The sequence below is a fragment of the Bacteroides sp. NGMCC 1.200775 genome (assembly GCF_040798045.1).
GTDB classification, from domain to species: Bacteria; Bacteroidota; Bacteroidia; order Bacteroidales; family Bacteroidaceae; genus Bacteroides; species Bacteroides hominis.
In genome coordinates this window covers 448,861-475,313 of the sequence record NZ_JASCQK010000004.1, presented here as the reverse complement: position 1 = coordinate 475,313, position 26,453 = coordinate 448,861, and the positions used below count along the sequence as shown (strand labels likewise).

General features: G+C 44.4%; 22 protein-coding genes. 3 read left to right on the top strand and 19 right to left on the bottom strand.

What is annotated here, in order from left to right; genetic code table 11:
* Positions 1–122: 122 nt before the first annotated feature.
* From QK890_RS13730 to QK890_RS13710, 5 genes are read right to left on the bottom strand one after another with little or no spacing between them, the layout of a single operon-like run.
* On the bottom strand, positions 123–2,912 hold the full coding sequence (locus tag QK890_RS13730; protein WP_032541040.1) for a sensor histidine kinase: 2,790 nt from the start codon (positions 2,910–2,912) through the stop codon (positions 123–125).
* Entirely contained in the window at positions 2,909–4,510 is a 1,602-nt protein-coding gene (locus QK890_RS13725; protein WP_032541049.1) for a WD40 repeat domain-containing protein, read from the bottom strand. The genes QK890_RS13730 and QK890_RS13725 overlap by 4 nt, the downstream gene beginning before the upstream one ends.
* Positions 4,510–4,935, bottom strand: coding sequence for an ATP-binding protein (locus QK890_RS13720; protein WP_005779989.1), 426 nt, complete (start codon positions 4,933–4,935; stop codon positions 4,510–4,512). Before QK890_RS13720 ends, QK890_RS13725 begins: the two co-directional genes overlap by 1 nt.
* 14 nt (positions 4,936–4,949) lie before the next feature.
* The gene (locus QK890_RS13715; RefSeq protein ID WP_005779990.1) at positions 4,950–5,255 is read right to left on the bottom strand and encodes an STAS domain-containing protein; all 306 of its coding nucleotides are present in this window, start codon (positions 5,253–5,255) and stop codon (positions 4,950–4,952) included.
* A 20-nt stretch (positions 5,256–5,275) separates the two neighbouring features.
* Positions 5,276–6,445: a PP2C family protein-serine/threonine phosphatase gene (locus QK890_RS13710; RefSeq protein WP_005779991.1), complete on the bottom strand. Its 1,170-nt coding sequence runs from the start codon at positions 6,443–6,445 to the stop codon at positions 5,276–5,278.
* Between the two features lie 376 nt (positions 6,446–6,821).
* Between QK890_RS13710 and QK890_RS13705 the strand changes: the two genes are divergently transcribed.
* Positions 6,822–7,349, top strand: coding sequence for a hypothetical protein (locus QK890_RS13705; protein WP_005806944.1), 528 nt, complete (start codon positions 6,822–6,824; stop codon positions 7,347–7,349).
* 98 nt (positions 7,350–7,447) lie between these two features.
* Here QK890_RS13705 and QK890_RS13700 read toward each other — a convergent pair whose 3' ends face one another.
* Together QK890_RS13700 and QK890_RS13695 are read right to left on the bottom strand one after the other, a co-directional pair.
* Positions 7,448–9,352, bottom strand: a complete 1,905-nt coding sequence (locus tag QK890_RS13700; RefSeq protein ID WP_005806946.1) for a nucleoside-diphosphate sugar epimerase/dehydratase — start codon at positions 9,350–9,352, stop codon at positions 7,448–7,450.
* A 160-nt stretch (positions 9,353–9,512) separates the two neighbouring features.
* On the bottom strand, positions 9,513–10,838 hold the full coding sequence (locus tag QK890_RS13695; protein ID WP_005779995.1) for a PhoH family protein: 1,326 nt from the start codon (positions 10,836–10,838) through the stop codon (positions 9,513–9,515).
* 128 nt (positions 10,839–10,966) lie between these two features.
* On the opposite strand from QK890_RS13695, the gene QK890_RS13690 reads away from it, so the two are divergent.
* On the top strand, positions 10,967–12,343 hold the full coding sequence (locus QK890_RS13690) for a folylpolyglutamate synthase/dihydrofolate synthase family protein (protein ID WP_032541039.1): 1,377 nt from the start codon (positions 10,967–10,969) through the stop codon (positions 12,341–12,343).
* Here QK890_RS13690 and QK890_RS13685 read toward each other — a convergent pair.
* The 7 genes from QK890_RS13685 to dnaN form a co-directional block, all read right to left on the bottom strand.
* Positions 12,311–12,685 (bottom strand): RidA family protein, encoded by a 375-nt coding sequence (locus tag QK890_RS13685; RefSeq protein ID WP_005806951.1) that lies wholly within the window; start codon positions 12,683–12,685, stop codon positions 12,311–12,313. The genes QK890_RS13690 and QK890_RS13685 overlap by 33 nt on opposite strands.
* 295 nt (positions 12,686–12,980) lie before the next feature.
* Positions 12,981–14,678 carry a serine protease gene (locus QK890_RS13680; protein WP_122200455.1) on the bottom strand — a complete coding sequence of 566 codons (1,698 nt, stop codon included), beginning with the start codon at positions 14,676–14,678 and terminating at the stop codon, positions 12,981–12,983.
* Between the two features lie 16 nt (positions 14,679–14,694).
* On the bottom strand, positions 14,695–15,435 hold the full coding sequence (gene rlmB / locus QK890_RS13675; protein WP_005779999.1) for a 23S rRNA (guanosine(2251)-2'-O)-methyltransferase RlmB: 741 nt from the start codon (positions 15,433–15,435) through the stop codon (positions 14,695–14,697).
* 61 nt (positions 15,436–15,496) lie between these two features.
* Positions 15,497–17,182 (bottom strand): DNA repair protein RecN, encoded by a 1,686-nt coding sequence (gene recN / locus QK890_RS13670; protein WP_367627405.1) that lies wholly within the window; start codon positions 17,180–17,182, stop codon positions 15,497–15,499.
* Positions 17,183–17,185: 3 nt separating this feature from the next.
* Complete coding sequence (coaBC, locus tag QK890_RS13665; RefSeq protein WP_188520544.1) at positions 17,186–18,379, bottom strand: bifunctional phosphopantothenoylcysteine decarboxylase/phosphopantothenate--cysteine ligase CoaBC; 1,194 nt, start codon at positions 18,377–18,379, stop codon at positions 17,186–17,188.
* A gap of 2 nt (positions 18,380–18,381) precedes the next feature.
* Positions 18,382–19,155 (bottom strand): 3'-5' exonuclease, encoded by a 774-nt coding sequence (locus QK890_RS13660; RefSeq protein WP_005780002.1) that lies wholly within the window; start codon positions 19,153–19,155, stop codon positions 18,382–18,384.
* A 128-nt stretch (positions 19,156–19,283) separates the two neighbouring features.
* A complete protein-coding gene (gene dnaN / locus QK890_RS13655) occupies positions 19,284–20,408 on the bottom strand; it encodes a DNA polymerase III subunit beta (RefSeq protein WP_005806961.1) in 1,125 nt (374 codons plus the stop codon).
* A 152-nt stretch (positions 20,409–20,560) separates the two neighbouring features.
* Between dnaN and QK890_RS13650 the strand changes: the two genes are divergently transcribed.
* Positions 20,561–20,935, top strand: a complete 375-nt coding sequence (locus QK890_RS13650) for a DUF3127 domain-containing protein (protein WP_005780004.1) — start codon at positions 20,561–20,563, stop codon at positions 20,933–20,935.
* Between the two features lie 78 nt (positions 20,936–21,013).
* Here the strand turns inward: QK890_RS13650 and QK890_RS13645 are convergent, their stop codons facing one another.
* The 5 genes from QK890_RS13645 to QK890_RS13625 form a co-directional block, all read right to left on the bottom strand.
* A complete protein-coding gene (locus QK890_RS13645; protein ID WP_032541037.1) occupies positions 21,014–22,651 on the bottom strand; it encodes a hypothetical protein in 1,638 nt (545 codons plus the stop codon).
* 92 nt (positions 22,652–22,743) lie between these two features.
* The gene (locus QK890_RS13640; protein ID WP_005780008.1) at positions 22,744–23,502 is read right to left on the bottom strand and encodes an MBL fold metallo-hydrolase; all 759 of its coding nucleotides are present in this window, start codon (positions 23,500–23,502) and stop codon (positions 22,744–22,746) included.
* Position 23,503: 1 nt separating this feature from the next.
* Positions 23,504–24,502 (bottom strand): UDP-N-acetylmuramate dehydrogenase, encoded by a 999-nt coding sequence (murB, locus tag QK890_RS13635; RefSeq protein ID WP_032541048.1) that lies wholly within the window; start codon positions 24,500–24,502, stop codon positions 23,504–23,506.
* An 18-nt stretch (positions 24,503–24,520) separates the two neighbouring features.
* Complete coding sequence (locus QK890_RS13630) at positions 24,521–25,375, bottom strand: DUF4348 domain-containing protein (protein ID WP_005780011.1); 855 nt, start codon at positions 25,373–25,375, stop codon at positions 24,521–24,523.
* Positions 25,376–25,470: 95 nt separating this feature from the next.
* Complete coding sequence (locus QK890_RS13625; RefSeq protein ID WP_005780013.1) at positions 25,471–26,424, bottom strand: NAD-dependent epimerase/dehydratase family protein; 954 nt, start codon at positions 26,422–26,424, stop codon at positions 25,471–25,473.
* Positions 26,425–26,453 lie beyond the last annotated feature (29 nt).

Below are 26,453 nucleotides of genomic sequence, written 5' to 3'. Positions count from 1 at the left end.
TTTACGTCGGCAGGTAAATGCTTTTACGTCGGCAGGTAAATACCTTTACGCCGGTATGTAAAAGCATTTACATATGCTTGTAAAAAGCAGGATGAACGGACGTTCCGTCCGGAAGGTACAGATCATCCTGTCCCGTCCTCCCATAGAGGCAAAGTAATGGCAAACTCCGTATATTCATCTTTCTCTGAGCGTACTGCTATCTTTCCACGATGATTGAGTATGATTTCCTTGCTCAGATACAATCCGATACCTGCCGCCTCACCGGTTGTCTTCGTCGTAAAGAACGGATCGAAGATTTTCTCAAGAATACTTTGTTCAATGCCCACCCCATTGTCGTATAAGCAGATGACTGCCTGTCCGTTTCGGCTTTCCAATGACAGACCAATCTCAGCCGGATATATATTCTTGCCATACTTCTTGATTATGGCATACATGCCGTTGTTAAGAAGACTCATAATGGTTTTCCCCAGTTGCTCGGCATTTCCGTTAATGAACAATGGTGTATCGGGAAGAGAAGTCCGGACCGAAATGTGCATTTCACTGATTTCCTTCCGGTAATAACTCTCCAGCAGTTCCATGTCTTTCCGGCACAAACCCGTCAATTCTATCTTCTCCAGTTGCTTGTTACGGTCTTTCAAAACCTCCTCCATAGCCTTCAGCACACGAGTAGTATTGCTTCCGTGTTCTTCTATTTTTGCCAGGTTATCTTTCATCATGGCTATGACATCTACCGAATCCAGATAAGTGTCTTCATCCAAAAGCTTTTGTGCACTTTCCAGGTTCTGATATAAATCCTGCAATAACCCCGAAGTCAGGTGAGAAAAATTATTAATGTAATTCAACGGATTCAGGATACGGTCGATCAGCCCTTGTGTCAGTTTACCGACAGTGGCCATTTTCTCTTGTCGCACCAGATCATCTTGTGCCTGCCTCAGCTCTTTCAATGCCTCTTCCAGCTTCAGGGACTTTTCCTCTATTTCATTTTTTTGCCGCACCAACTGTCCGGTACGTTGGCCTACAAGATTCTCTAACCTTTCCTTCTCTTTCAGCAAGTTGCGCATCCGCCATTTAAACAGCAGGAACAGTATCCCTCCCAAAGTGACGGCATACAAAACGAGACTATACCACTGTAAGTAAAAAGGAGGTGACAGCGAAAAACGGAATTGTTTTATTTCGCTTATCGTACCGTAAATATCACGTGCCTGCACGCAAAACGTATATGTACCCGAAGGAAGATTGGCATATTCCTTCTCTGTCCGGTAATCCCACGAACTCCATTCCGGATCGTAACCGACCAGACGGGATCTATATTCATTGGAGCCCGTGAAACAGGCCGCATCCGTGGCAAACGAGAAACGAATGGCGCGGACATCATCTCCAAAACGGGATATATCGTCGATACGTTGGTTTGCTGCCTCCGGATTTATCGGTAAATCCCCTCCCCGGTATATGGAATCGCGGTTCAGACAAACCTCACGAAGATAAATACGAGGAACAAACGGAGTAAACGCCTGTGCTTTGCCAAGATCCATCCGGATCAAACCAAAATCACCCCCAAACCAGGCTGCATTCCTTTCTTCTATATAAATTACCCGCACAACATAGTTTCGAATTGCATGCAGGCATTGGTTTAATTTCCCGGTATTGTCCTGCGGATGCGTCACTTGCAACTCTTTACCCTTCAGATTCGTTTGCCAATTGTATCCGTGGCTGTCCGTATATCCGGTCATCACTTCTTCGTTTCCCCTTGGCTGAAGGACAAAAGAAGTTCCATCTCCTTTCTGCAGATAGATTTCTCCATACATGGTTTTTGCCCATACAGAATGATCTTTTTTCACTTCCAAATGTACCACCTTCTCAATTCCGGAAACTCTCCCGACCTGCCTTGTCCGGGTAGAATACCGATAAATCCCGTCCATAGCTCCCATTAAAATATCGGTGCCATCCGCGAATGTTAGCGAATAAGCTGCGACCTCTGTAAGTTTTCTCAAACGGTCATAATCCCCGACAGCATATATCCCATCACTGGTAGCCGCATATAACTCTCCTTCCGGAGAAAGCACAAGTTGCCAACAAGCTTGCGTAATCCCCCTGACAGGTACAAAGACATTATGCCTCCATACATATAACCCCTGTAAGGTGCCGGCATACAGCATCCCCTTGTAGTGGATGACTGACACGACCTCTCCTTTCAAACCTTCATAGGAAGTAAAGCGGCTGAATAAAGAAGGAGTGAATACATGAAATACCCCATTATCAGTGGCCCCCCAAAGGTTCCCCCGCCCATCGGTGGCAACAGAAGATACGGAATTGCTGCACAGACCGTTATTCTCGGTTATAGAAAGTAGTTCTTTCCCTTCACTGTCGTTCACCGACAATCCACGGCCGATATCCTCCAATGTCGTTTGCTTCTGCCACTTCCCCTGCAACTGAACCGGAAGTATCTGTGTGGGAAACAGGAGGGTATCTTCCTGAACCGTATAACATCGGCCCGATGTCGTTTTCAGGTAAATAAGTCCGTCAACTTCCGCCATATCATCCAATTCACCGAAAGAAGAAGGGTCCAGATCGGACACAATGGTTCTCAACACGACACATCCGCGTTCATCACGCTCTATCCTTCCGAATACATTGTATCCTCCTGCCCATATCCTATTCCCCGAATCGCGGAACAGACGGGTGACACGGGAAAATCCGGGCGTATAGATTGTTTCCCAACGATTGTAATCATAATGAAGAATACCCTCGAAATTGGCAAAATAAACATTCCCGCAGCTGTCACACACAACGTCGAAATTACGATTGTGCGCCTGATACACAGAAGACGGATAATTCACAAAGAATGGAACTCCTTCTTGTGAATCCGCACATATCGGGCAAAGGCACAACATCAATAAGAGTATCTTTTTCATGGCTGGTACGTTTTTAAATAATAAGATTCAAATGGTATTTGCTTACCGACATAGTACTCCCATTCTTCCTGTGTGAAGTCGCGTCGCAATCCCTGACGGACAACAGTAGCCATATGATCGGGCGAAACGGGTATCCGGTATAACCGGCCCTGTTCGTCTCCCATAAAAATGGATGTACCATCCGGATGAAGGCAGAAAGTGTGAATCCATCCACTGCTTGTCATAATTACAGCAGATTCCGTCTTTCCTTTATGAAGATCCCATAAACGAAGCGTACAGTCATAACTGCTTGAAAACAGTTTATTCCCTTTCCGGAAAATGGCGGTGACGGCGGCCTGGTGTCCGATCAGCTTTTGCTGGACATTCCCATCTTTGTCACATATTAAAATGGTTCCTTCCCTACACCCCACGGCATACCTTTCATCAGAAAGAGAGCAAAAAGAGGTAACCCTCCCCCCTTGCGACCACCCCTCTATAAACCGGACAAATTGACCGGCAGATGAAAGCAAGGCTACTGTTCCATTCTTTAAAAAGACATAGAGGTTATCTCCTGACTTCCCGACACAAGTGACCGGATACTCCGGCTGAAAACAAAGCTGTATCTGATGGCTGATACAGTCAAAAGCATAAATACCCGTTGCAGAAATAGCTAAAAGCCGGTCGGAAGCAGCCGGAATCAATTGCCGGTATTTACCTTCAGGCAAAAGGTAAGCAGCCATACCGGCAGAGTTCACGGAGACGAGGCATCCGTCATAGGACAGGGCATACACCAGAGAATCCGAATGGATCAGCACATCCCGAAAATCATAACGGGAATCACTCAACAGAAATCCGGATGTGTACGTTTGTCCATCTCCCGACTTCCAACATATCATTTCACCGTACTTACTGACAGTGACCAATCCCGGCAGAGAATCCCGGCAAGTCTGCGGGTTTCCAATTGTTTCGTGCAACAACCTGATGCCGGTGATAGCCCCCTTGTGTCTAAACCAAAGTTGATCTTGCCTGCAAGATAAGGACAAAGCGTTGAAGACAGCCGGATGATACACATCACCATCATAGTGTTTTGTGAACTGCCAGGAAGTATATGCCAGCAACGAGGCCAGTTCCATGTTGCCGGACCGGTATTGGGTGACAGAAAGCGTACCCAATGAACGTCCCAAGGCCAGAAAAGCCAACGTATCGGCCACTCTCTTCGATTGTTCAGCCTGTAGTTGTCGTTCCATTGCCAAATTCTTCTGTTCATCCGCCAACCGATAGGCTTTCTCAGCCTCCCATTGTGCAGTAAATGCCTTTTCACGAGCTATTTCCGCCTGCTGCTGCATTTGATTAGCTTTCCGAGTCTGCGCGACAGCTTCCTGCCTTCTCTTTTCGGAAATGTCTTTTTGCTGATAGGCAATCTCCTCCATTTGCTGACTGACACGTTGGATAAGAACCGACTGCCTTTCTTTGTCCTGAAACTCCTCCAAAGACAAAGTCAGACGGTCTCTCTCCAATTCCGAATGACGATAGGCCCGGTATAAAACCAGACAAACGGTCAACAGTACACAAGGGACTGCTATGATCCAACGGATTATATTTTGGCTTAACTTGATCATCATACAGGTTCATCTTCCGATTGCGGATACTTCTTTTTAATGGTTAACCGATTCTCTTTATTGACGTAGGCATACGCCACATCATCCATCATTTCACGTACCAGAAAAATCCCCAATCCCCCTATCTCACGCTGTTCCGGCGGTAATGAAATGTCCGGATCGGCTTTAGCCAGAGGATTGAACGGAACACCTCCATCTATGAATTCCAGGACAATCTCTCCACCTTCATCCCATAAACACAGAGTCAGGTAACCGTCCGTTTCCTGCGGATAAGCATAATTGATAATATTGACTATTATCTCCTCACTTACCAAACGGAGGGCATAAGACAGGGAGGGATGTGAAGTAACTTCACGGCTATGCATCAGCATATCGAGAATTTCATCCAACCTCCCGACGACAGGGCGAAACTGAAGTAACGTCATTGCTCAGGTATTTTTTAAGATTGTGATAATTCGTCAAGGGTCTGATAGAAACGAAAAAACTTATCGAATCCGGTCATGTGCATTACGTCCTTAATCTCTTGCGACACACCGACAAGACATACATTCCTGCCTTTAGCCTTTGCCAGTTTAAAGGCGTAGAGCATAACGCGTAATCCGGCACTGGATACGTAGGAACAATTGCTGAGGTCCAACGCCACAGAATGCCCTTGCTCAATAAGAGCTACAATTTTAGTTTGTTCGTCAGCGCTTGTATTTGAATCCAAAACGGCACCAACTGGATGGATTTCATACTTTTCCATAGTTTTCTTATTTTTTAGTATTATCTGATTCGTTGAAGAGACAGTAAAGTGATATCATCGGACTGAGGATAATCTCCGGAGAAAGCCCTGACAGAGTGAAGCACCTGCGTAACGACCTCTTTCGCTGAAGTATCTTCTTGCAAAGCACCCAGAACTTCCTGCAGTTTGCCTTCCGAGAATTGTTCGCGTTTATCATTGAAGGCTTCCGTTACCCCATCGGTATACAGAAGTAGAGTATCTCCGACTCCAAACTCCAATGTATTACTTTCAAATTCAATGTCATCGAACACTCCGACCACAAAATTGGAAGCGACGGGCAAGTACGCTGCCGATCGGTTTCTCCGAAGAATAGATGGAGGGTTATGTCCGGCATTGGTATAATCCATTACACCGGTCCTACAGTTATAGATCCCATAAAAAACCGTCACAAACATAGAGTCCATACTTTCTTTGCACAGCAGCTTGTTGGCATAAGTGAGGCATTCAGCCGATGATACTCCCCGGAGAGCGGTTGCCCGAAGCAGTGTCCGGCTAACGGCCATGAACAAGGATGCGGGTACACCTTTCCCGGATACGTCGGCAATCACCAGACCTATGCGCTCGTCGTCAATCTGGAAAAAGTCGTAAAAGTCACCACCTACATCTTTGGCCGGGGTCATGGAGGCATAGATATCGACCATTCCCGCCAATTCAGGAAAAGGCGGAAAAGAACGGGGAAGAATGGTTTGCTGGATTTCTCCTGCAATGGCCAGGTCATTCTTGATAGACTCCAGTTGATTGTGTTCCTGCTGTGACTCCCGGATATAACGGACTTGTTCGATTGCTTTTTCAATAGTCCGCGACAAGTCTTCCAGATCTATCGGCTTGGTAGCAAAGTCGAATGCCCCCTTATTCATGGCAGAACGTATGTTGTCCATATCTCCATAAGCAGAGACCATAATACATTTCATCGCCGGATTTTTCAATTCATTGATCTTGGCCAGCAAGGTCAATCCATCCATCTCGGGCATATTAATATCACTCAGGATAATATCGAAATCAGGAGTTTCCAGAAGTTTCTGTAAAGCCTCCAACCCATTATGGGCAAAGGCAAACTCGTATTCACCTTTTCGTATCTGTCGCCTGAAGTACTGGGTAAGCAATACCTCTAAATCGAGTTCATCATCTACACTTAATATTTTTGCAGCCATATCTGTGATTATTTATAAATTTCAATTTTCTATTCAGACTTTTATGACGGCAAAAATAGAGAGTGCCCGACCCGGTTACAATTTTATATTTTAAACCGGAAGAATGTTTTTCCGAATGAACGCTATTGTCTTATAAGCATACAGGGCCGCGTGTCCTTGTCCCTCAAGGAAAGCAATCAAAAGACCGATCCCTCCTTTTAAAAGGAACTATAGCTTATTCGGAATTTATATTTTCAGGATAGGGCTTTTCTTTTCACTTTTGCTGTCGTAAGCTTACAAAGAATAAATAAAAACGGGCGGAACCGAAAAGCCGGAAATAGAGTAGGAAGAAAGTTCTCTTCAATACAGGAGAATAAAATATTTCTCAAGAAGAATTATGATTAAAGTAAATTTCTCGAAACCGCTGCTGATTCAATCAGTAGCTTTCAAAGATGTATTCCTTCGGATGGATGGAAATGGAATTACCCAAGCCAATGGTGCAGGTGCAGGAAAAGTAAGTTGCCAGAAAAATATGTCTCCTACCGGAGCATTTAAAGTACAAGAACAGAAAAATGGTACGTTTACCATTGAATCAGTAAAGTATCCCGGGGTATTTCTCCGCATGGACGGAAGTGGCATTCGTGGCTTTGCAGGATCGGGTGCAGGACATGTAAACTGTCAGTTTGGAGCGAGTGACTGGGAACACTTCAAGCTGCACGAACAGAACGACGGTTCATATACCATTGAATCAGTTGCCTTCCCGAATGTATTCCTCCGCATGGACGGAAATAACCGGTCGGGTAAAGAAGAAGATTTCGGTACAGTAAACTGCCAATACGGAGCAAGTACCTGTGAAAAGTTCTATTTATTGAATATGCCTGAAACAGGCAAAGTAAAAGATATGTTTAACAAATTTGCGAAATAGCAGAAGGTATTAATACATAAAAAAATCAGAAGTTATAGTTAAACCTATAGCTTCTGATTATATAATTAAGATCAAGATATTCCGGCAGGTTCTGATGATTAGTCTTTCTTATCCAATGCCTCAAAACAAGAGTTTTTACTCACAAACTCCGGAACAATATCTTTCATGGCAGCTACGATCTTCATCTGATCATAGGTGTAACTTACATCGATTAATTTCTGAATTCTCTCTTTCACTTCGTCATAATCATACTCACGCACAGTGGCAATCATAATCTTTTCGTGGTAAGTGGGCTTGGTCAGCTCTTTCACGTTGAGCAACTCTTCGTACAGCTTCTCGCCATGGCGCAAACCGGTAAATTCAATCTTCACGTCCGTACGTCCCGAAAGACTGATCATTCGCTTAGCCAGATCGACAATCTTCACGGGCTTACCCATATCGAAGATGTAGATTTCTCCGCCATTACCCATACTACCGGCCTCCAATACCAGACGACAAGCTTCGGGTATAGTCATGAAATAGCGGATAATCTCAGGGTGAGTAACAGTTACAGGACCTCCACGCTGAATCTGATCGCGGAAACGGGGAATAACCGAACCGTTAGAGCCTAATACATTACCGAAACGAGTGGTAATGAACTGCACCGAACGAGTGCCTTCCTTCTGTAATTTTTTCGCTAATGACTGTACATAGATTTCACAGATACGCTTTGAACATCCCATTACATTGGTCGGATTGACAGCCTTATCCGTAGAAATCATCACAAATTTCTCCGAACCGAATTTAACGGCAAGATCGGCAAGCGTACGTGTACCCGACACATTAATCTGAATAGACTCCGACACGTTGTCTTCCATCATCGGCACATGCTTGTACGCGGCTGCATGAAATATGTATTGAGGCTTGTATTCACGGAAAATAGCTTCCATGCGGGTAGCGTTCGATATATCAGCAACAATCGTCTCAGCATCGATATCACGCCAACGATCTTGTAATTCCAGACGAATGTCATGTAACGGAGTCTCAGCCTGATCAATCAGGATCAACTTATATGGGTTGAAAGATGCAACCTGACGCATAATCTCACTACCAATAGAACCGGCAGCACCGGTAATCATCACTCGTTTACCTTCCAAATGGGAAGCAATCTTATGAATATCTACCTCGATAGGTTCGCGTTGCAAGAGATCTTCAATCTGTATTTCCTTCAGTTGGGTTTTATTGAGTGATTGTCCGCCCCATTCGCTCAGAGGAGGAGCGGTCAGCAACTTCACGTTATTAGAGAGCAGCGTATCAATCATGTCGGACTTTTTCAGTTTCTCCATCTTAACCGGAGAAACGATGATGGTATGCACATCACGGTCGTTCATGTTTTCAATTAGTAGTTCGTCGTTTGGAAATACCTTAGCTCCCATCATAACTTTACCAATCAACTCCGGCTCGTCGGCTATAAAACCACGAAGACGATAATGATTACGCAAATTTACACGCAGAGACTTGGCTATGTTCACTCCGGCCTCTTTGGCACCATAAATAAATACGTTAGTGGTATGACTACCATCGAAGTTGAGCACTTCAAAAAACATCTTAACTACTATACGCGAACAAGCCATCATGGCAAAATTGATCACGTACGCCATAAACAGCACGCTGATGGCACCAATCCGGACACCCAGATAAGCGTCCAGCAGAACACTCAGAATCATCAGTACCCCATAAGAGACCGTAAGCGACACAAAAATGCGCATAATGTCCACAAACGAAGAAAAGCGAAGTACATTTGAATAGGTACGGAATACCCGGAAGAAAATCAAATTAGCCACTACTGTCCAAAGAATGGTCTTATCTATCGTAGACGAATCCAGAAAAATGCTGCGAAAATCGTAACGAAGCGAATAGGCAAGCAAACAGGATGCGACAATAATAAATATGTCAATCAATAGGATAGTCCAAATGGGCAGTACCTTCGCGGAAAGATACCGATGGAAAAAATTCTGTTTCATTTGTTTTACAGTTTTTGTTTTAGGCGGTGCAAAGATACACTATTTTCACTAACCCGTGCGTTTTTATTTGACAAAATAAAGTTTTTAACACAATAAAAGTGGAATAATAGTGTAAAAAAGGGACGGAATTCTCTTCTTCCGTCCCTTTAAAATATGGATATTACATTAAGTTACTTGCCAATTCACTCAATTCGCTGCGTTCACCTTTCACCAGATTGACATGTGCAAACAGGTTCTGATCTTTCATGCGATCGATCATATACACCAGACCATTAGACTGACTGTCCAGATAAGGTTGGTCAATCTGTTGGATATCTCCGGTAAACACCATCTTGGTTCCCTCTCCGGCACGGGTGATAATAGTTTTAATTTCGTGTGGGGTCAGATTCTGTGCTTCGTCAATTATGCAGTAGGTTTCGCTAAGGCTTCGTCCGCGAATGAATGCCAAAGCCTCGATCACCAATTGCTCACTCTTCTGCATATCTTCCAACCGCTTCACTTCGGTAGAGTTTGAGGCAAACTGACGTTTTATTACATTCAGGTTATCGAACAGAGGTTGCATATAGGGTGCTACCTTTTCAGTCGCATCTCCCGGAAGGAATCCCAAATCTTTATTGGAAAGGGCCACAATAGGACGTGCCAGCAGAATTTGTTTATATTCAGTAAGTTTTCCCAAAGCTGCGGCCAGGGCAAGCAATGTTTTACCGGTTCCGGCCTTACCTGTCAAAGCCACCAGTTTTATATCGGGATCATTCAGAATTTCGAAAGCGAAACTCTGTTCCGCATTACGCGGTTCGATTCCATAATTTTTCGTTTTATTTACCCGGCAGACCATGTGTGTAAAGGGATTGTAACGGGCAAGCACACTGCTGCGATCACTCTTAAGAATGAAACATTCGTTGGGACGAAGAATGTCCTTAAAATCAAATTCATTGATATCCAGCCCTTCTCTGGACGAGTAAATACGGTCGATCAACTCCGGTTCTATGTTTTCGAATACCTCGTTCGATTTTTCGAAAATATCGACATTCACAACCTTATCGGTGATATAGTCCTCGCAAAGTATCCCTATGGAACGGGCTTTCATCCGTAAGTTGACATCCTTAGTCACCAGGATATTTTTCATTTTCGGATACTTCCGTGCCAGAAACTCGGCTACAGCCAATATCTGATGATCCGGTTTACGGGCAGGAAACGATTCATGTACTTTAGGAGCTTCCGAATCACCTGTTATAATAAACAACTTGCCCAGTCCTTCGCCCAAAGGGGCGCCATGGGTGAACAGGCTATCGTCGGTTATTAAATCAAGTTCGCGCACAAACTCACGCGCATTGTAATTGATTTGTTCATTACCTTTCTTGAATTTATCCAATTCTTCCAAAACAACAATCGGAAGATAAATATCATTCTCCTGAAAATTCTTCAGGCAATTGTAGTCGTGGAGAATAACATTCGTGTCGAGCACAAAATTTTTCTTTGTTCCCATGATTCTTAGATTTAAATGTTGATATTTGCAATCAAAAAGACAATCGACACCTCTGTGTTGAATTGTTGCAACTAAGATAACAAATAAAAAGGCAAACAAAAGAAGTTGCCCGTTAAATATTATAAAACATGAATTATCAGGAAACTTTAGACTACCTATACAACAGCGTTCCCATGTTCCAACAGGTAGGAAGCAGTGCATACAAAGAGGGACTGGAAAACACCCATGCATTAGACGAATATTTGGGACATCCTCACACCACGTTTCAAAGTATCCACATCGCCGGGACTAATGGAAAAGGCTCTTGCTCACACACATTGGCAGCAATCTTGCAGTCGGCCGGATATAAAGTCGGGCTCTATACTTCGCCCCATTTAGTCGACTTCCGCGAACGTATCCGCATCAATGGCGAGACCATTTCACAAGAATATGTGATCCGTTTTGTGGAAAGCCACCGTTCTTTTTTTGAACCATTGCATCCTTCGTTCTTCGAGCTGACTACAGCCATGGCATTCCGATACTTTGCCGACCGGCATATCGACGTAGCTGTAATCGAAGTTGGACTGGGAGGACGCCTGGATTGCACCAACATCATTCATCCGGATTTGAGTATTATCACCAATATCAGTTTCGACCACATGCAATTTTTGGGCAATACACTGGCAAAAATAGCGACAGAAAAAGCAGGTATCATAAAAAAAGGTGTACCGGTTGTCATTGGTGAAACAACCGAAGAGACTAAGCCCGTATTTTTGCAGAAAGCTCAGGAAGTGGAAGCTCCTATCATCTTCGCAGAAGAAGAACAAAGACTAAAAGGAGCAACAAAATTCAAAACTTGTACGAACAGAAAATGGACAGAATGTCCGGAAAAACACTCCAGTGCTGTACAAGCAGAAGAAGCAGAAGCTGTTTCCGGCTGGATCTACGAAAACGAGACATATCCCGAACTGGAAGGAGTATTGGGAGGTTCATATCAACTAAAAAACACAAATACACTCCTGTCTGCTCTTCCCATCCTGAGGAAGTCAGGTTATAAGATCAGTGACAATGACGTAAGAAACGGTTTCCGGCAAGTAGACCAAATGACCGGACTACAAGGACGCTGGCAAAAATTGAGAAACTCTCCCACCATCATTTGTGACACGGGACACAATGTCGCAGGTATCTCTTATATCGTAGAGCAAATAAAGCAAATGAAATATGAACGCCTCCACATGGTCATCGGTATGGTGAATGACAAAGACGTCAGTGGAGTACTGGCTTTACTGCCTAAAAATGCAGTCTACTATTTCACCAAAGCGAGCGTCAAAAGAGCTCTGTCAGAGACTCTGTTACAGCAAATCGGAGCCTCTGCCGGACTGCAGGGTAAAACTTATCCTGATGTTCAATCGGCTGTAAAGGCCGCACAAGAAAAAAGCCTCCCGGAAGACTTGATCTTCGTAGGAGGCAGTAGCTTTATTGTAGCCGACTTATTATCGTGCCGCGATACACTCGATCTCGACTAAAGCATCTTTAGGCAAGGCTTTCACGGCAACAGCCGAACGGGCGGGAAATGCGCCTTCAAAATAAGTTGCATATACCCCATTCATTCCTGCAAACAAAGACATATCCTGGAGGAAAACTGTCGTTTTTACAATATCTGACATGGTCAGACCGGCAGCCTCAAGGATATGTTTTATGTTTTCAAGAGACTGACGGGCTTGTGCTTCCACACCGTCGGGCATCAGTCCCGTAGCTGCATCGATAGGAAGCTGACCGGAAACAAATACCATTCCATTCGCTTCAATAGCTTGACTGTAAGGACCGATAGCTCCCGGTGCCTTATCACTGCAAATTACTTTTTTCATTTTACTTGGTTTATTAATGATTGACATTTATGGTAAAGTTGATATCCTGAGGATGATAAAAAACTCCTATCAGGAAAATTCTTATGAAAACAAAGATAATAAAAAAATATAAGAGCTATGCAGTATTCGGCAAACAAACGTATTTATATATATGAATACACAAAAGAATCAGAATAACTTTAACCGAATAAGACCTAAACTTTAACAAAATGGAGATGTTAGAAATGGATCTCCCCCATAAAGAAAGAGGTTATCGCAATGACGATAACCTCTTCTCTTTTATATTTCCGGCACTTTATTTACAATGCTTCTTAATCAGTTCATCCACATTAGGATCGCCAAGTTCTTTTGCTTTGGCAAAACTTGCACAAGCCTCTTTTTCTTGCTTCAACTGAATCTGGCAAATTCCTAACAAACGATATGCTTCGGCATATTTCGGATCAACAGTCAATGCATCTTTCAATACTTGCTCGGCCTCCGCATAGCGTCCCACACGCAGGTTGACCACTGCCAACTCTGCCCGATAAGTGAGATCTTCCGGATTCAGCTCGATTGCCTTTGTGATATCATCCAAAGCACGCTGGAATTGTTTGGCTTTGAAGGCAGCCTGTTCCCGATAATAATAAAACAAATCGTTAACACTGCCATTCACTGCATTGAAATATGCATCATAATCGGCCAGCGCCGGACGATACTTTTCTACATTCATATACATCTGGGCACGTTCCAACAGATAGGGAGCCAAATCTGCTGTAATGGGCGTCGGACAATGGGCAATACAACTATCCAGCAAAGCAACGACCTCTTCGGGAGCAGCTTTACTCAATTCCTTTGCCTTGGCAGCACTGAAGAAGGAAGCCGGAGATGCCAATTCGGTTCCGTTCACTTTGTCATAGCTGGTAAATGCACCGGCATAATCCTGCTTGGCAAAAAGAATATCTCCTTCAAGTTGACGGTATACAGGTAAATCCTGAACAGCTATCGCACTACGCACATCCGCCAGAGCCTTATCATATGTCCAATCCTTATAAGTGGTTTCAGGTTTACTCAATTGATAGTTGTATATCAACTTGGCTATGTTATAATAAACATCATCCTTTTTCTGTGCAACCTTCAGGGCATGCTCCAAATCGGCAGCTGCTTTATCCATATCTTTACCTGCAAACACATAGTTCCCTGCACGACGAAGATAGCCATCCGCACTGTTCGGGAAAGTTTTGATAAAATCATCAAGGGCAACGGCATAAGCCTCAGGAGTAGTTTGCGTAGAAGCGATAAACAGGTAAACCAAAGCCTGATCTTCATCTTCAGGTAAGCCTTTCTTTATACCGATTGCATTCAGTGCGGCATCGCTCAGTGCAAGAGCATTGATATTCTGTGACATGGCAAAAGCTGCACCTGCTGCATAACTAATAGAGGTAGTATCCTGTCCGGAAGCTTTTTGTGCCACTCCGAACACTTTACCGTCCGCTGTCGTTACCGGACAACTCACCATCTTATCTTTCAATACCATATCCAGTGTATAATAATGATATTTATCACCACCGATATTATCCACCTTTTTCACTTTGCCGCTGGTCACGTTTCCACCTTTCTGAGTGGAATAAGGTAACAGATAGACTTCGGCACCTACAGCCGGAGCTACAGTGGACACCTGTAATGCCGGTACCTTCTTTACTGTAATGCCGACACGGAACTTTATGATATCATACATATCATTGGCTCCCAGAATACATTCAACCGGCATTTTCTCTCCTTCGGAATTAATGATAACAGCACGCTGAGCTCCTTTAAACAAAGAATAGTCAGACAGAGCCACTCCGTCTTCGGTCACAAAAAATCCGTTACCAGTATTCTGAATTTTGTCGTCTTTATCATACGTAACGATGGAAAACACCGATCGTTTCGCCTTCTCTACCCATTTGGGGGCTTGCGCTACACTCCATTGTGACAGGAGACAAAGCACAAATGTGAATAATATGCTCTTTTTCATGTATTTGAATGTTGTTTTAGTTTGTACGTTGTTTCACGCCTTCATAAATCAGGATACCAGCGGCTACCGACACATTGAGTGACTCAATACTGCCCAACATCGGAATCTTGACCCATTCGTCGCATAACGCAAGGTTATCGTACGAAACACCGGTGTCCTCGGCGCCCATAATGATGCACATCGGACCGGTATAGTCGGCCTTCGTATAATCATAATCACCCTTTTCGGTAGCAGCCACAATGCGGAATCCACTATCTTTCAGATATTGTAAAGTTGTCTTTAAGTTCTGTTCACGACAGACAGGCAAAGTATGCAGAGCTCCGGCTGAAGTCTTCATCGCATCCGCATTGACCGTAACACTTCCTTTCGCAGGAATAATGACAGCATCCACTCCGGCACATTCGCAAGTACGGGCTATGGCACCAAAATTACGCACATCCGTAATCCCGTCGAGCATAACAAAGAACGGACTCTTACCTTCCTCAAAGAGGAAAGGCACCAGATCTTCGGTCTTCTGATACGTCACCGAAGATATGAATGCCACTACACCCTGATGATTTTTACGGGTGATGCGGTTGATACGTTCCACCGGGACGCGCTGAACAGGAATCAGCGTACCTTTCAGAGCAGCAAACAGCTCCTTGGACAAGTCACTCTGAATGTCTTTCTTCACCAAAATCTTGTCTATCTCTTTACCAGCCTGAATGGCTTCAATCACGGCACGGACGCCGAAAATCATTTCGCTTTTATCAATCATGTAATTGTCTGCATTTTTAGAGTATGCAACTCGCCAATGTTCATTGCACGCCACTATATACTTATTTTATTATTTTTCTCTCTTTCAAAGAAGGTTCCAGCAATGCCCTTGCATTGCTTAGTGCAGCCTCGGTCAAAGTGGCGCCACTCAGCATATGTGCCAACTCTTCTACCCGCTCTTCGTCAGTCAGACGACGAATATGGCTATTCGTTTCCGTATCATTATCCCGCTTGTATACCTTATAATGGGCACGTCCACGGGCAGCAATCTGAGGCAAGTGGGTGATACTGATCACCTGCCTGTTTTGTTCACCCATCTCTTGCATGATGTCCGCCATGCGATCTGCAATCTCACCGGATACTCCGGTATCGATTTCATCGAACACAATAGTGGGCAATTTTACGGCTCCTGCTATCATTGCCTTGATAGACAGCATAACACGAGCTATTTCACCACCGGACGCAACTGAAGATATACTCTGCAGCGCTCCGTTCTTATTGGCAGAGAATAAGAAGTTCACCGTATCTTCTCCTTGGGGACCCAATTCTTTTTTCAGCCCCATTTCCACCTGGAAGCGGACATTGGGCATTCCCAAAGGAATCAGACGAGCTGCCATCTGCTTTTCCACTTCACAGGCAATCTCCGTACGGGCCTTCGTCAGGACAAACGCCTGTTTCTTTACCTTATTATATTGCGCATCTCTCTGTTCCGTCAATTGAGCTATCCGATCATCATACGAAGTAATGGCAGCAAGTTTCGTTGCATATTGCTCTGAAAGGACGATCAACTCTTCTACTGTCTGAACACGGTGTTTTTGTTCCAAAGAATAGATCAGGTTCAACCGGTCATTCACTTCTTCCAGCCGGGATGGATTGAACTCGACACTCTCTCCCTGATCCGATATTTCCTGAGCTATATCTTTCAGTTCTATATAAGTGCTCTCCATCCGTTCAGCCAATTCTCCGGCAGGCTGGTATACCCGCTGCAATCCATTCAGAGTACCCAAACTCTCTTTCAAAGCAGGCAACAGTCCTCCTTCGTCTGAGGCAAGAGTTTGCTCTACCCGATATAATCCGGCTTTGATATCTTCGGCATGTGCCAATGTTTCGGCCTCCTGTTCCAATTCTTCCTGCTCTCCGGCAGAAAGATGTGCCTCCTCCAATTGTTCTAACTGGAAACGGATATAATCTTCATCCGTTTTGCTCTGTTCGGCCAGTACAATCAGTTCGTCAAGTTCTTTACTGAGCTTTTTCCATTCCTGATATAAATGATGATATACATCCAAAGCCTCTTCGTTGTGGGAAAGTATATCAAGTACATTGAGCTGGAAACCTTCTTTGTTAAGCAACAGATTCTGGTGCTGCGAATGTACATCGATCAATTGCTCGCCCAATTCTTTCATTTGTGTGAGCGATGCAGGCGTATCGTTAATAAATGCTCTGCTTTTGCCGGAAGACTGTACCTCACGGCGAAGTATACATTCGGGCTCATACTCCAGCCCGTTCTCTTCGAAAAAAGCTTCCATATGATAAGCTGATATATCGAACCTGGCCTCAATAATACATTTCGAAGCACCTTGCCGAATAGCCTTCACATCAGCACGCTGTCCGAGTAAAAGTCCGATTGCGCCCAGAATAATGGATTTCCCGGCACCGGTTTCACCGGTAATCACAGAAAATCCGGTTTCGAAACGGATATCAAGTTTCTCAATCAGAGCATAATTCTGGATGTATAATGAACGTAACATAAATCACAATTCTTTTATCATTCGATCAATAATATCTCTGGCTACTTCAGTCTTGGATTTTAACGGATAATCGGTTCTGCCTCTACAACTGAGAATACTGATTTTATTTGTATCGTAACGGAAACCCGCACCTGCATCATTCAATGAATTCAGTACAATAAAATCGAAGTTCTTCCGGATCAGTTTTCCTTCGGCATTACGCTGTTCATCATCCGTTTCAAGAGCAAAACCGATTAATTTCTGCCCCGGTGTCTTCAGTTTACCCAATGCAGCGGCAATATCGTGGGTGGGCTTGAGATGTAGCATCAAATCATCTCCCTCCCGTTTTATCTTCTTATCGGCTACAACATCCGGAGTAAAATCTGCTACTGCAGCACATAATATTCCGGCATCCACCAATGGGTATTGCGCCATAGCAGCCTCATACATTTCCTGAGCAGACTCCACATCAATACGGGTAATGTGTGAATGATATACCTTCTGTTGCACCGGTCCGGCTATCAGCACTACCTCCGCTCCGCGACGGGCACACTCCTCTGCCAATGCAAATCCCATTTTACCGGAAGAATAATTACCAATGAAACGTACCGGATCAATCTTTTCATAAGTCGGTCCGGCTGTAATCAGCACTTTCTTTCCTGCCAGCTCGCCCGTAGAGGAAAAGAACTCATCAAGTACCCGGATAATATTCTCCGGTTCTTCCATGCGCCCCTTACCTACCAAATGGCTTGCCAATTCTCCCGAAGCCGGTTCAATGATATGATTACCGTATGAACGCAGCGTATCCAGATTCTTCTGGGTACTGGGATGCGCAAACATATCCAAGTCCATGGCCGGAGCGATAAACACCGGTGCCTTCGCTGACAGATAAGTCGTGATCAGCATATTGTCTGCTATGCCATTTGCCATTTTACCAATGGTAGAAGCCGTCGCAGGCGCTATCAGCATAGCATCTGCCCAAAGCCCCAAGTCTACGTGGCTGTTCCACGTTCCGTCCCGCTGGGCAAAAAACTCACTGATAACAGGCTTACTGGTCAAAGCGGACAAAGTTATCGGAGTAATAAACTCCTTTCCGGCAGGAGTAATTACGACCTGTACCTCCGCTCCCTGTTTAATCAAGCCGCGTATAATGTAGCAAGCCTTATAAGCAGCAATGCTACCGGTAATGCCAAGTATAATTTTCTTTCCGTTCAGCATAGTTATTTTCCCGTTAACTCACGCAGGCGAATCTTCGTCAACATGGCTTTTGTATTCAGCGTAAAGTCACTATTGAGAATCCAACTGTAATATCCGGGATCTTTTTTCAGCACTTCACTCACCGGCTGGCCTTTGTATTTGCCAAAATTAAAAACCTCCACTCCATTGTCATCATACACCATACGTCCGGCAAAATCCACATTCTTGTTATAGCTTGAGTAATCGGCCAGGAAAGACATATCGTTTTGCAAATCTTCCGGATAGCGGTCAAGTTGAGCCATCAGAACCTCGTACGTGGCGCGGGTATCGGCTTCCGCTGTATGTGCATCTTCCAAATTACGGCCACAATAGAATTTATAAGCAGCCGAAAGAGTACGTTGTTCCATCTTATGGAAAATTACCTGTACATCAACAAACTTGCGCTTACTCATATCAATATCAACCCCGGCACGAAGAAACTCTTCCGCCAACACGGGAATGTCAAAACGGTTGGAGTTGAAACCAGCCAGATCACAACCTTCAATGTCATTCGCAATGCTTTTTGCCACCTCCTTAAAAGTAGGACAATCAGCTACGTCAGCATCAAAAATACCATGAACGGCAGATGATTCGGCAGGAATAGGCATTTCGGGATTAATACGGAGAGTTTTCGACTCTTCATTCCCGTTCGGATATACTTTAAGATAACAGATTTCTACAATTCGGTCTGAGTTGATGTTAGTCCCGGTCGTTTCCAGGTCGAAAAAGACAATAGGGTTCTTTAGGTTGAGTTTCATTATTTATACGGTTTTGTTTAAATTCACCACAGAGGACACCGAGTGCACAGAACTTCAATTCAAAAGAATGATGTCTCTGTGATCTTTGTGTCCTCTGTAATGAATCCGATTCTATTTCTGTTCCGCAGTTAGTCGTTCAGCATCATCGGCATCAGCAGCATCAACAAATCTTCGTTTTCTTCCTGTTCTACCGGAATAATGACACCTGCTCTTGACGGATCAGCCAATTCAATGATCACTTCCTCTGCCGAGATATTATTCAGAATATCGATCAGGAAAGTAGATTTAAAGCCAATACTCATTGCTGCACCGGCATATTGGCACACCTGTGTTTCCTCTGCAGAAGTAGAGAAATCAATATCCTGAGCCGAAACCACTATCTGGTTTTCCTGCATACGGAGTTTGATAAGACTGCTTGCCTGTGAAGAGAAAATGGATACACGACGCAAAGCACCTATCAGCTGCATACGGTCTACCGTCACTTTGTGCGGATTGTTTTGTGGAATCACTGAATTATAATTGGGGTAGCGTCCTTCAATCAGACGGCAAACCATACGATAACTTTCGAGCGTGAAGACAGCATTGCGTTCGTCAAACTCGATCACCACCATACCCGATTCCTTAGGCAACAGGTTCTTCAACAAAGTTGCCGGTTTTTTGGGCAAAATAAATGCAGCACGTTCATTTCCGCGTGCAGCCAATGTTTTACAACGTACCAACTTGTGCCCGTCCGAAGCTACCATTGTAATGTCTTCAGTCGTAATGTCAAAGTAGATACCATTCATCACCGGACGGAGTTCGTCATCGGCAGTAGCAAATACCGAACGGTTAATGCCTCCCAGCAATATCTGTGCTTCCATCTCCACACGAACCGCATTATCACCGAGTGTAGCCGATTGCGGAAACTCGTCGGCATTCTGCCCCATCAGGCTATATTTACCATTTTGGTACTGTACCGTAATTTCATAGGTATCCGGCTTTATTTCGAATGTCAACGGTTGTTCCGGAATCTCTTTCAATGCATCGAGCAACGTTTTTGCAGCGACGGCAAACTTTCCGTTAGAATCACTCTCGTTCACCTCAACCGAGGTTACCATCGTAGTTTCACTATCAGAAACAGTCACAGACAGTGTTCCGTCCTCCAACTGAAAGAGAAAACAATCTAAAATAGGCAGCGCATTTTTTGAGTTTATCACACGGCTAACAGCCTGTAAATGGCTGGAAAGTGCAGTACTTGAAACGATAAATTTCATATAATCTGTGATTTTAAATTTTATATTTTTGCAAAGCACAAAGTTACAAAAAAGATCGAGGCAGCACAATAAAAGAGAAGAAAAAACAGGAGAATATTCGTCGGATATCCCTAAAAAATTGTAACTTCGCCGCACAATTTAAAATTATCGCAATGGAATTTACAGGAAAAATTATCGCTATACTCCAGCCCAGAGGTGGAGTTTCTAAGACAAGCGGCAACGAATGGAAGGCTCAGGAGTATGTAATCGAAAATCATGATCAATATCCAAAGAAAATGTGTTTCGACATCTTCGGAGCAGACAAAATAGAACAATTCAACATCCAGATGGGTGAAGAGTTGACCGTATCATTCGATATCGATGCACGTCAATGGCAGGATCGTTGGTTCAACAGTATCCGTGCATGGAAAGTAGAGCGTGTAGGCGCAGGCGCACCCATGACTCCGGGAGCTCCGGTTCCTCCTCCGGCACCATCTTCAGCACCGGAATTCATTGCCGGTGATGCAAAAGACGACTTGCCTTTCTAAGCAAACATGCCTTAGTATAAGACACAAAACCCCGAAAGCTATCCAATTTCTTTCGGGGTTTTGTGCCTCTTACCGTAGTCAGGAAACATCGTCAGAATCACCTTTATAAATCAAAACCACATTAGGATAGACAACTCCGTCAGTACAGGTAAATTGTGCAGAAAGAACAAAATGACGGAAGAACTCCTGATTGCGAAAGAAAAATGCAGGTATCAACCTGACGTAGTTCTCCGGCTGGGAAAAAGTTTCTCCCAAGTCAGCCACCATCATAAAGTTATATGACGGAGAAAGATTTACTACCGCTTCCTCGTATCCGGGAGTATCGTTCAGAATTTCTTTTTTATCCAGGCAACGGACATATGTGGCAAGACTCTCCGCATCCGGAGCCAAAATCAGTCTCTCTCCATAGAAACAAGCATAGACATATAAGGCAGATTCCGTGATTCCGGTCAATTGCGTAAACAATGTATTACGTGGCAACACATAAAGCGTATAAGCTCTTAAAGGCGTATTACAGAAAGTAGTACGTGGCTTCGGAGGGCCGTCCACTTCTTTCGGAGCACTCCGGAGCACTCCTTGCAACACCCGCTCAGCCTGCTGGGCATCCTTCAAGGGAATAGTCATCACCGCACAAGGATTCGCAAGAGTGTCCGCCGAATGGAACAGGCAGGTCACAAGTTCGCCTCCGGCATTATCCTTGAGGAATGCAAGCAGTTCTCCGTCCCGGTCCCTGATATAGTCTGAATAGGTTGATGTTGTATATTCCTGCCGGGCAGTAAAGTCAAGCATCGCCTGCATATCCGTCACCGACCGTTTATTGAAAAAGAAAGTAGAAGCCGGCAGGATGTCTCCCGGAAAGTCTTCTACAGGTTGTTGTTGCCGAAGCACGTTCATAAAAGTCATACAGGTATCAGTATCATGACTGACTCCAGAAAAGTAAATGGCATCCCCGTTCATTTTCATATCAAATTCGGTCCATCCCCCCAATTGTGTACACGAACGAATCCCATCGGTAGCCTTGCCCATACTCAAGGGTTGCATACGGGCATAAATAGTAGCCGCTACACGGGCACGCTTGTCTTCATGCACTTTTACAAAAGAGCTGTCGGTCAGCAAAGACTTTTTCGACAAACGTGCGTCGATCACTTGTTCTATCAGCTTCTTCTGATAGCTCACCGCCAAAAAATCGGAAGTGAAGTAGCAAGCTAAAAAGCTATCATCCGGCATCGGATAGATGCGTATCTCCTCCCCTTTATAATCAAACAGTTTTGATGGGAAACTGCTTGAACAGTATTTACGTATAAATTTCTCCACTAACTCATAATCACCATTTCCCAAACTGCAATACAACACCTGGTTACGGTCATTATCCGGCTCATGAAAGCTCAACAACACCTTATTCATCTGTTTACTCAACCCGTGAGGCGTATCTTCCAACAATGTATAAAGATGGAGTTTCAAATAAGAAAATAATTTGGAAATATAAAGGAAATGCTGATCTTTGCTACAACTCAGTTCATTGATACTCTGTATCATCCCGGCAAGATCATCCGTTTCGAGAACCACAGTGGCCGAGCGCGGAACAAGCGTATAAAGATTAAAGTCTTTACGCCCCTCAACCGCCGATAATCTGAAAAAAGAAAACATAGCAAAGCCTGTACACAGTAGTACAACAGACGAGATTACGGCTATTTTCACTATCGTACGGAGTTTCATGGCATTCGTTGTTTATCGGCTCACTGCAAAAATAATAAATTCTCCAAATAAAACAAAATATACTTAAAGAAAGAATTATTAAGCATTAATCACTAACATTCTATTTCAAGCCCGTCGAATGCAAAATGCACATGCGGAGGAAGTAGTTTTTCCACATCTGCCTGAAGTCCGATATGATGACTCATGTGAATAAACCAGGTTTCCTTTGCCCCAATGCGTTTCACAGCCTCCAGCGCTTCAGAAAGGCTTTGATGGGTGTTGTGTGGTGCTACACGCAATGCATTCATCACCAGCACATCTACCCCTTGTAACTGCTCAAACGATTCATCAGGCATGGTCAGCATATCAGTAATATATCCGAGCTTTCCGATCCGATATCCCAGAATGGGCAGTTTGCCGTGCATTACCCTCAAGGGTAACACTTCGGTATGATTAACAAGAAACGGACGATTGGGTTCAATCTCACGCAAAGGAATATTCGGAACTCCCGGATAAGTATGTTCCACAAAGCAATAAGGCATCCGGCTACGCAAACGCTCAGCCGTATACGTTTCGGCATAAATAGGTACCTCTCCGAAACGACAGAAAGGACGTAAGTCATCCAAACCTCCCACATGGTCATAATGTTCGTGGGAAATCAATACGGCATCAATTTTACCAAACGGGACATGTAACATCTGTTCCCTGAAATCCGGACCGCAGTCCAGCAATAAAGTAGCATCCCCGGTCTGCACCAACGCCGAGGTACGAAGACGATGATCTTTCGGATCTTTTGAAGTGCAAACCGCACAAGTGCATCCAATCTCGGGCACTCCGGTAGAAGTCCCGCTACCAAGTATTCTTATTTTCATTTCAGATAAAATTCACCTCCGGATGAATATCTATTCCAAACTTCTCTCTAACCGAAGCGCGTACTGCATCCGAAAGTGCCATAACATCCGCGCCTCTGGCTCCTCCGCGATTCACCAGTACCAGCGCTTGCTTATCATGTACCGCTGCCGGCCCCAAAGCTTTACCTTTCCAGCCACACTGATCAATCATCCAACCGGCGGGAATCTTTATCCGGTCGGCATCTATTTCGTAAAAAGGCATATGTGGATACTCTTCTTGCAACGCTTCAAATTTGATGCGGGACACAATCGGATTCATAAAGAAACTTCCCGCATTACCCATCACCCGGGGATCCGGCAATTTCTCCTCACGGATGGCGATAATCACCCGGCGCACGGTCTCCAATGTCACCGTAGGATACTTCTCCAATTCCCGGCGGATAGTACCGTAATCCAACGTATAATATTCCTTCTTACTTAACTTAAAGCTGACATAAGTGACAAAAACACTCTTATTTGCAGGGCGCTTAAAGATACTGTCCCGATAGGAATATCCACACTCTGAAATATCATAAACACGTTCTTTCCCCTCAATGTTCAAGGTTTCCACCCGCACAATCAGATCTTTTACCTCAACCCCATAAGCCCCGATATTCTGCACCGCACTGGCTCCCACTTCTCCGGGAATCAGGGAGAGGTTTTCCGCACCGTACCAATTATGCTTCACGCAATAATCCACAAAGTCGTCCCAGACTACACCTGCACCTACACGAACGACAATATCATCATCCGTTTCGTCCACCACCTCTACTCCTTCGATACGCGAGTGTAAAACAGTACCTTCGTAATCTTTAGTAAACAGCAGGTTACTGCCTCCCCCAATGTGCAAATAAGGAGAAGTCACTTGTCCTGAATCAATCAACCGATGCAATTCATCCACTGAAGCGTACTCCAAAAAACGAGCTGCGGACACATCGATGCCAAAAGTGTTATGTGATAAAAGAGAGTATTTTTGTTCCATAATCATAAAAAGCAATCACTAAATACTTGTATCCTCAAACTTATACAGTTCCCATCCGCTGTCTTTGCGCTGGAAATAGAGGATATTGGAGAACCCGTTGCCAATACCTTTCAATGCCAATATCTTGCGTGAAGTATTGTCATCATTCTGCTGTCCGTAATTAATATTCGAAAGCTTATCAGTAGGCAATACCGGCTTAAAGGCAAACCACTGGTTCAAGTCAAGTGTAGTTTCGAGTATTGAGAAATCGTCATCCGGATCAGTGGTAACAAACGCAAGCGGCTGCCGGATTCGGTGACTCTGGAAGATACTGTCTGTTGCAAAGTGCCCATAAAATTCGACGAAATCCTCGTTCTCGCTTTTCTCAATCGGACGCAGATTGATTGCTTCAAGCATCCACGCCCCTTTAATTCTTTCAAAATAATATTTCTTCACCATTCGTTTCTTGATGAAAATCCATTCCACCTGAACGGAAGTGAGTGAAGTATCCCCTACCATGTCCATGTCCTCTTCCCGGTCGAAGAGCAAGGTATAATAACTCTGTTTAGTAAACAAGTCATCGTGCTTCCAGTACTTCTTATCAATTTTTGAAGCTCGTTCTCCGTTGTAGTAGGGCAACGGAAACACTACGCGCTGCCTTTGCAGAGCGTCATCAGAAGCAAAGTTATAGATAAAGTCGTCAAACGATTCGTCAGCTTCAATCGGTTTAGGTTCGTCCGAAGCCTTCTCTTTATCAATGGAGTCGGCTTTGTTCACCATAGCCGAATCTACCAGATGTGTAATAGATGCAAAGGGGTCAGCGTCAGTCTTTTTGTTGTTTCCACATGCGGCAAACAACACCAGGACGGTGACTCCCGCCATTATTGTTTTCATTTTAATAGTTAGCAATGTGTCGATATTCCCATGTGCCAACCGGTTTTCAAAACCATTTCATTATTCCGGCGGGCACATGGGCCTATATCATCACATTATTTTAATTTAGCTCTTAGTTTTTCAAGCATATCTACTGTCATACTCTCCAAATCGTAAGCCGGTTTCCAGCCCCACTCTTCGCGGGCACAAGAATCATCCATACTGTCAGGCCAGCTGTTGGCGATGCGCTGTTTCAGCGGGTCTACCTTATATTCCATTTCAAAGTCAGGAACATGTTTCTTGATGGCAGCATAAATTGTTTCGGGTGCAAAGCTCATAGAAGCGATGTTGAAAGCATTACGGTGTACCAGTTTCGTCGGATCAGCTTCCATCAGCGAGATAGCTGCGTTCAGCGCATCCGGCATATACATCATATCCATCAGTGTTCCTTCCGGAATCGGACAGATAAACTTCTCTCCTTTTACGGCAGAGTAGTAGATGTCTACTGCGTAGTCAGTCGTACCACCTCCCGGAGGTGTCACATTCGAAATGATTCCCGGGAAACGCACGGCACGTGTATCTACGCCATACTTATTAAAATAATAGTCGCTCAGCAACTCCGTGGTTACCTTGCTGATACCATACATAGTGCGCGGACGCTGAATGGTATCCTGCGGTGTCTGCACGTGAGGTGTGCTTTCGCCAAACGAACCGATCGAACTCGGAGTAAACACGGCGCATTTGTTTTCGCGGGCCACTTCGAGTACATTCCATAATCCGTCGATACCGATTTTCCAAGCCAGTTTGGGCTTCGATTCGGCCACAACAGACAGCAGGGCTGCCAGGTTGTAGATTGTGTCGATATTATACTCCTTCACTACAGAGGCGATCATCTCCTGATCTGTTACATCGACTACCGCCGACGGACCGGATTCTTTCAATTCCCCTTTGGGCTCTGCCCCGTGAATATAACCTGCTACTACATGTGTGTTTCCGTAGCGTTTACGTAGTTCCATCGTGAGCTCCGAACCAATCTGGCCGGTTGCTCCAATTACCAAAATATTTTTCATTATCTTTACTAATAAGGTGTATTAAGCTA

Coding starts and splice junctions, on each gene's coding strand:
- QK890_RS13730 (WP_032541040.1), bottom strand. CDS start 2,912: ATGAAAAAGATACTCTTATTGATGTTGTGCCTTTGCCCGATATGTGCG.
- QK890_RS13725 (WP_032541049.1), bottom strand. CDS start 4,510: ATGATCAAGTTAAGCCAAAATATAATCCGTTGGATCATAGCAGTCCCT.
- QK890_RS13720 (WP_005779989.1), bottom strand. CDS start 4,935: ATGACGTTACTTCAGTTTCGCCCTGTCGTCGGGAGGTTGGATGAAATT.
- QK890_RS13715 (WP_005779990.1), bottom strand. CDS start 5,255: ATGGAAAAGTATGAAATCCATCCAGTTGGTGCCGTTTTGGATTCAAAT.
- QK890_RS13710 (WP_005779991.1), bottom strand. CDS start 6,445: ATGGCTGCAAAAATATTAAGTGTAGATGATGAACTCGATTTAGAGGTA.
- QK890_RS13705 (WP_005806944.1), top strand. CDS start 6,822: ATGATTAAAGTAAATTTCTCGAAACCGCTGCTGATTCAATCAGTAGCT.
- QK890_RS13700 (WP_005806946.1), bottom strand. CDS start 9,352: ATGAAACAGAATTTTTTCCATCGGTATCTTTCCGCGAAGGTACTGCCC.
- QK890_RS13695 (WP_005779995.1), bottom strand. CDS start 10,838: ATGGGAACAAAGAAAAATTTTGTGCTCGACACGAATGTTATTCTCCAC.
- QK890_RS13690 (WP_032541039.1), top strand. CDS start 10,967: ATGAATTATCAGGAAACTTTAGACTACCTATACAACAGCGTTCCCATG.
- QK890_RS13685 (WP_005806951.1), bottom strand. CDS start 12,685: ATGAAAAAAGTAATTTGCAGTGATAAGGCACCGGGAGCTATCGGTCCT.
- QK890_RS13680 (WP_122200455.1), bottom strand. CDS start 14,678: ATGAAAAAGAGCATATTATTCACATTTGTGCTTTGTCTCCTGTCACAA.
- rlmB (WP_005779999.1), bottom strand. CDS start 15,435: ATGATTGATAAAAGCGAAATGATTTTCGGCGTCCGTGCCGTGATTGAA.
- recN (WP_367627405.1), bottom strand. CDS start 17,182: ATGTTACGTTCATTATACATCCAGAATTATGCTCTGATTGAGAAACTT.
- coaBC (WP_188520544.1), bottom strand. CDS start 18,379: ATGCTGAACGGAAAGAAAATTATACTTGGCATTACCGGTAGCATTGCT.
- QK890_RS13660 (WP_005780002.1), bottom strand. CDS start 19,155: ATGAAACTCAACCTAAAGAACCCTATTGTCTTTTTCGACCTGGAAACG.
- dnaN (WP_005806961.1), bottom strand. CDS start 20,408: ATGAAATTTATCGTTTCAAGTACTGCACTTTCCAGCCATTTACAGGCT.
- QK890_RS13650 (WP_005780004.1), top strand. CDS start 20,561: ATGGAATTTACAGGAAAAATTATCGCTATACTCCAGCCCAGAGGTGGA.
- QK890_RS13645 (WP_032541037.1), bottom strand. CDS start 22,651: ATGAAACTCCGTACGATAGTGAAAATAGCCGTAATCTCGTCTGTTGTA.
- QK890_RS13640 (WP_005780008.1), bottom strand. CDS start 23,502: ATGAAAATAAGAATACTTGGTAGCGGGACTTCTACCGGAGTGCCCGAG.
- murB (WP_032541048.1), bottom strand. CDS start 24,502: ATGGAACAAAAATACTCTCTTTTATCACATAACACTTTTGGCATCGAT.
- QK890_RS13630 (WP_005780011.1), bottom strand. CDS start 25,375: ATGAAAACAATAATGGCGGGAGTCACCGTCCTGGTGTTGTTTGCCGCA.
- QK890_RS13625 (WP_005780013.1), bottom strand. CDS start 26,424: ATGAAAAATATTTTGGTAATTGGAGCAACCGGCCAGATTGGTTCGGAG.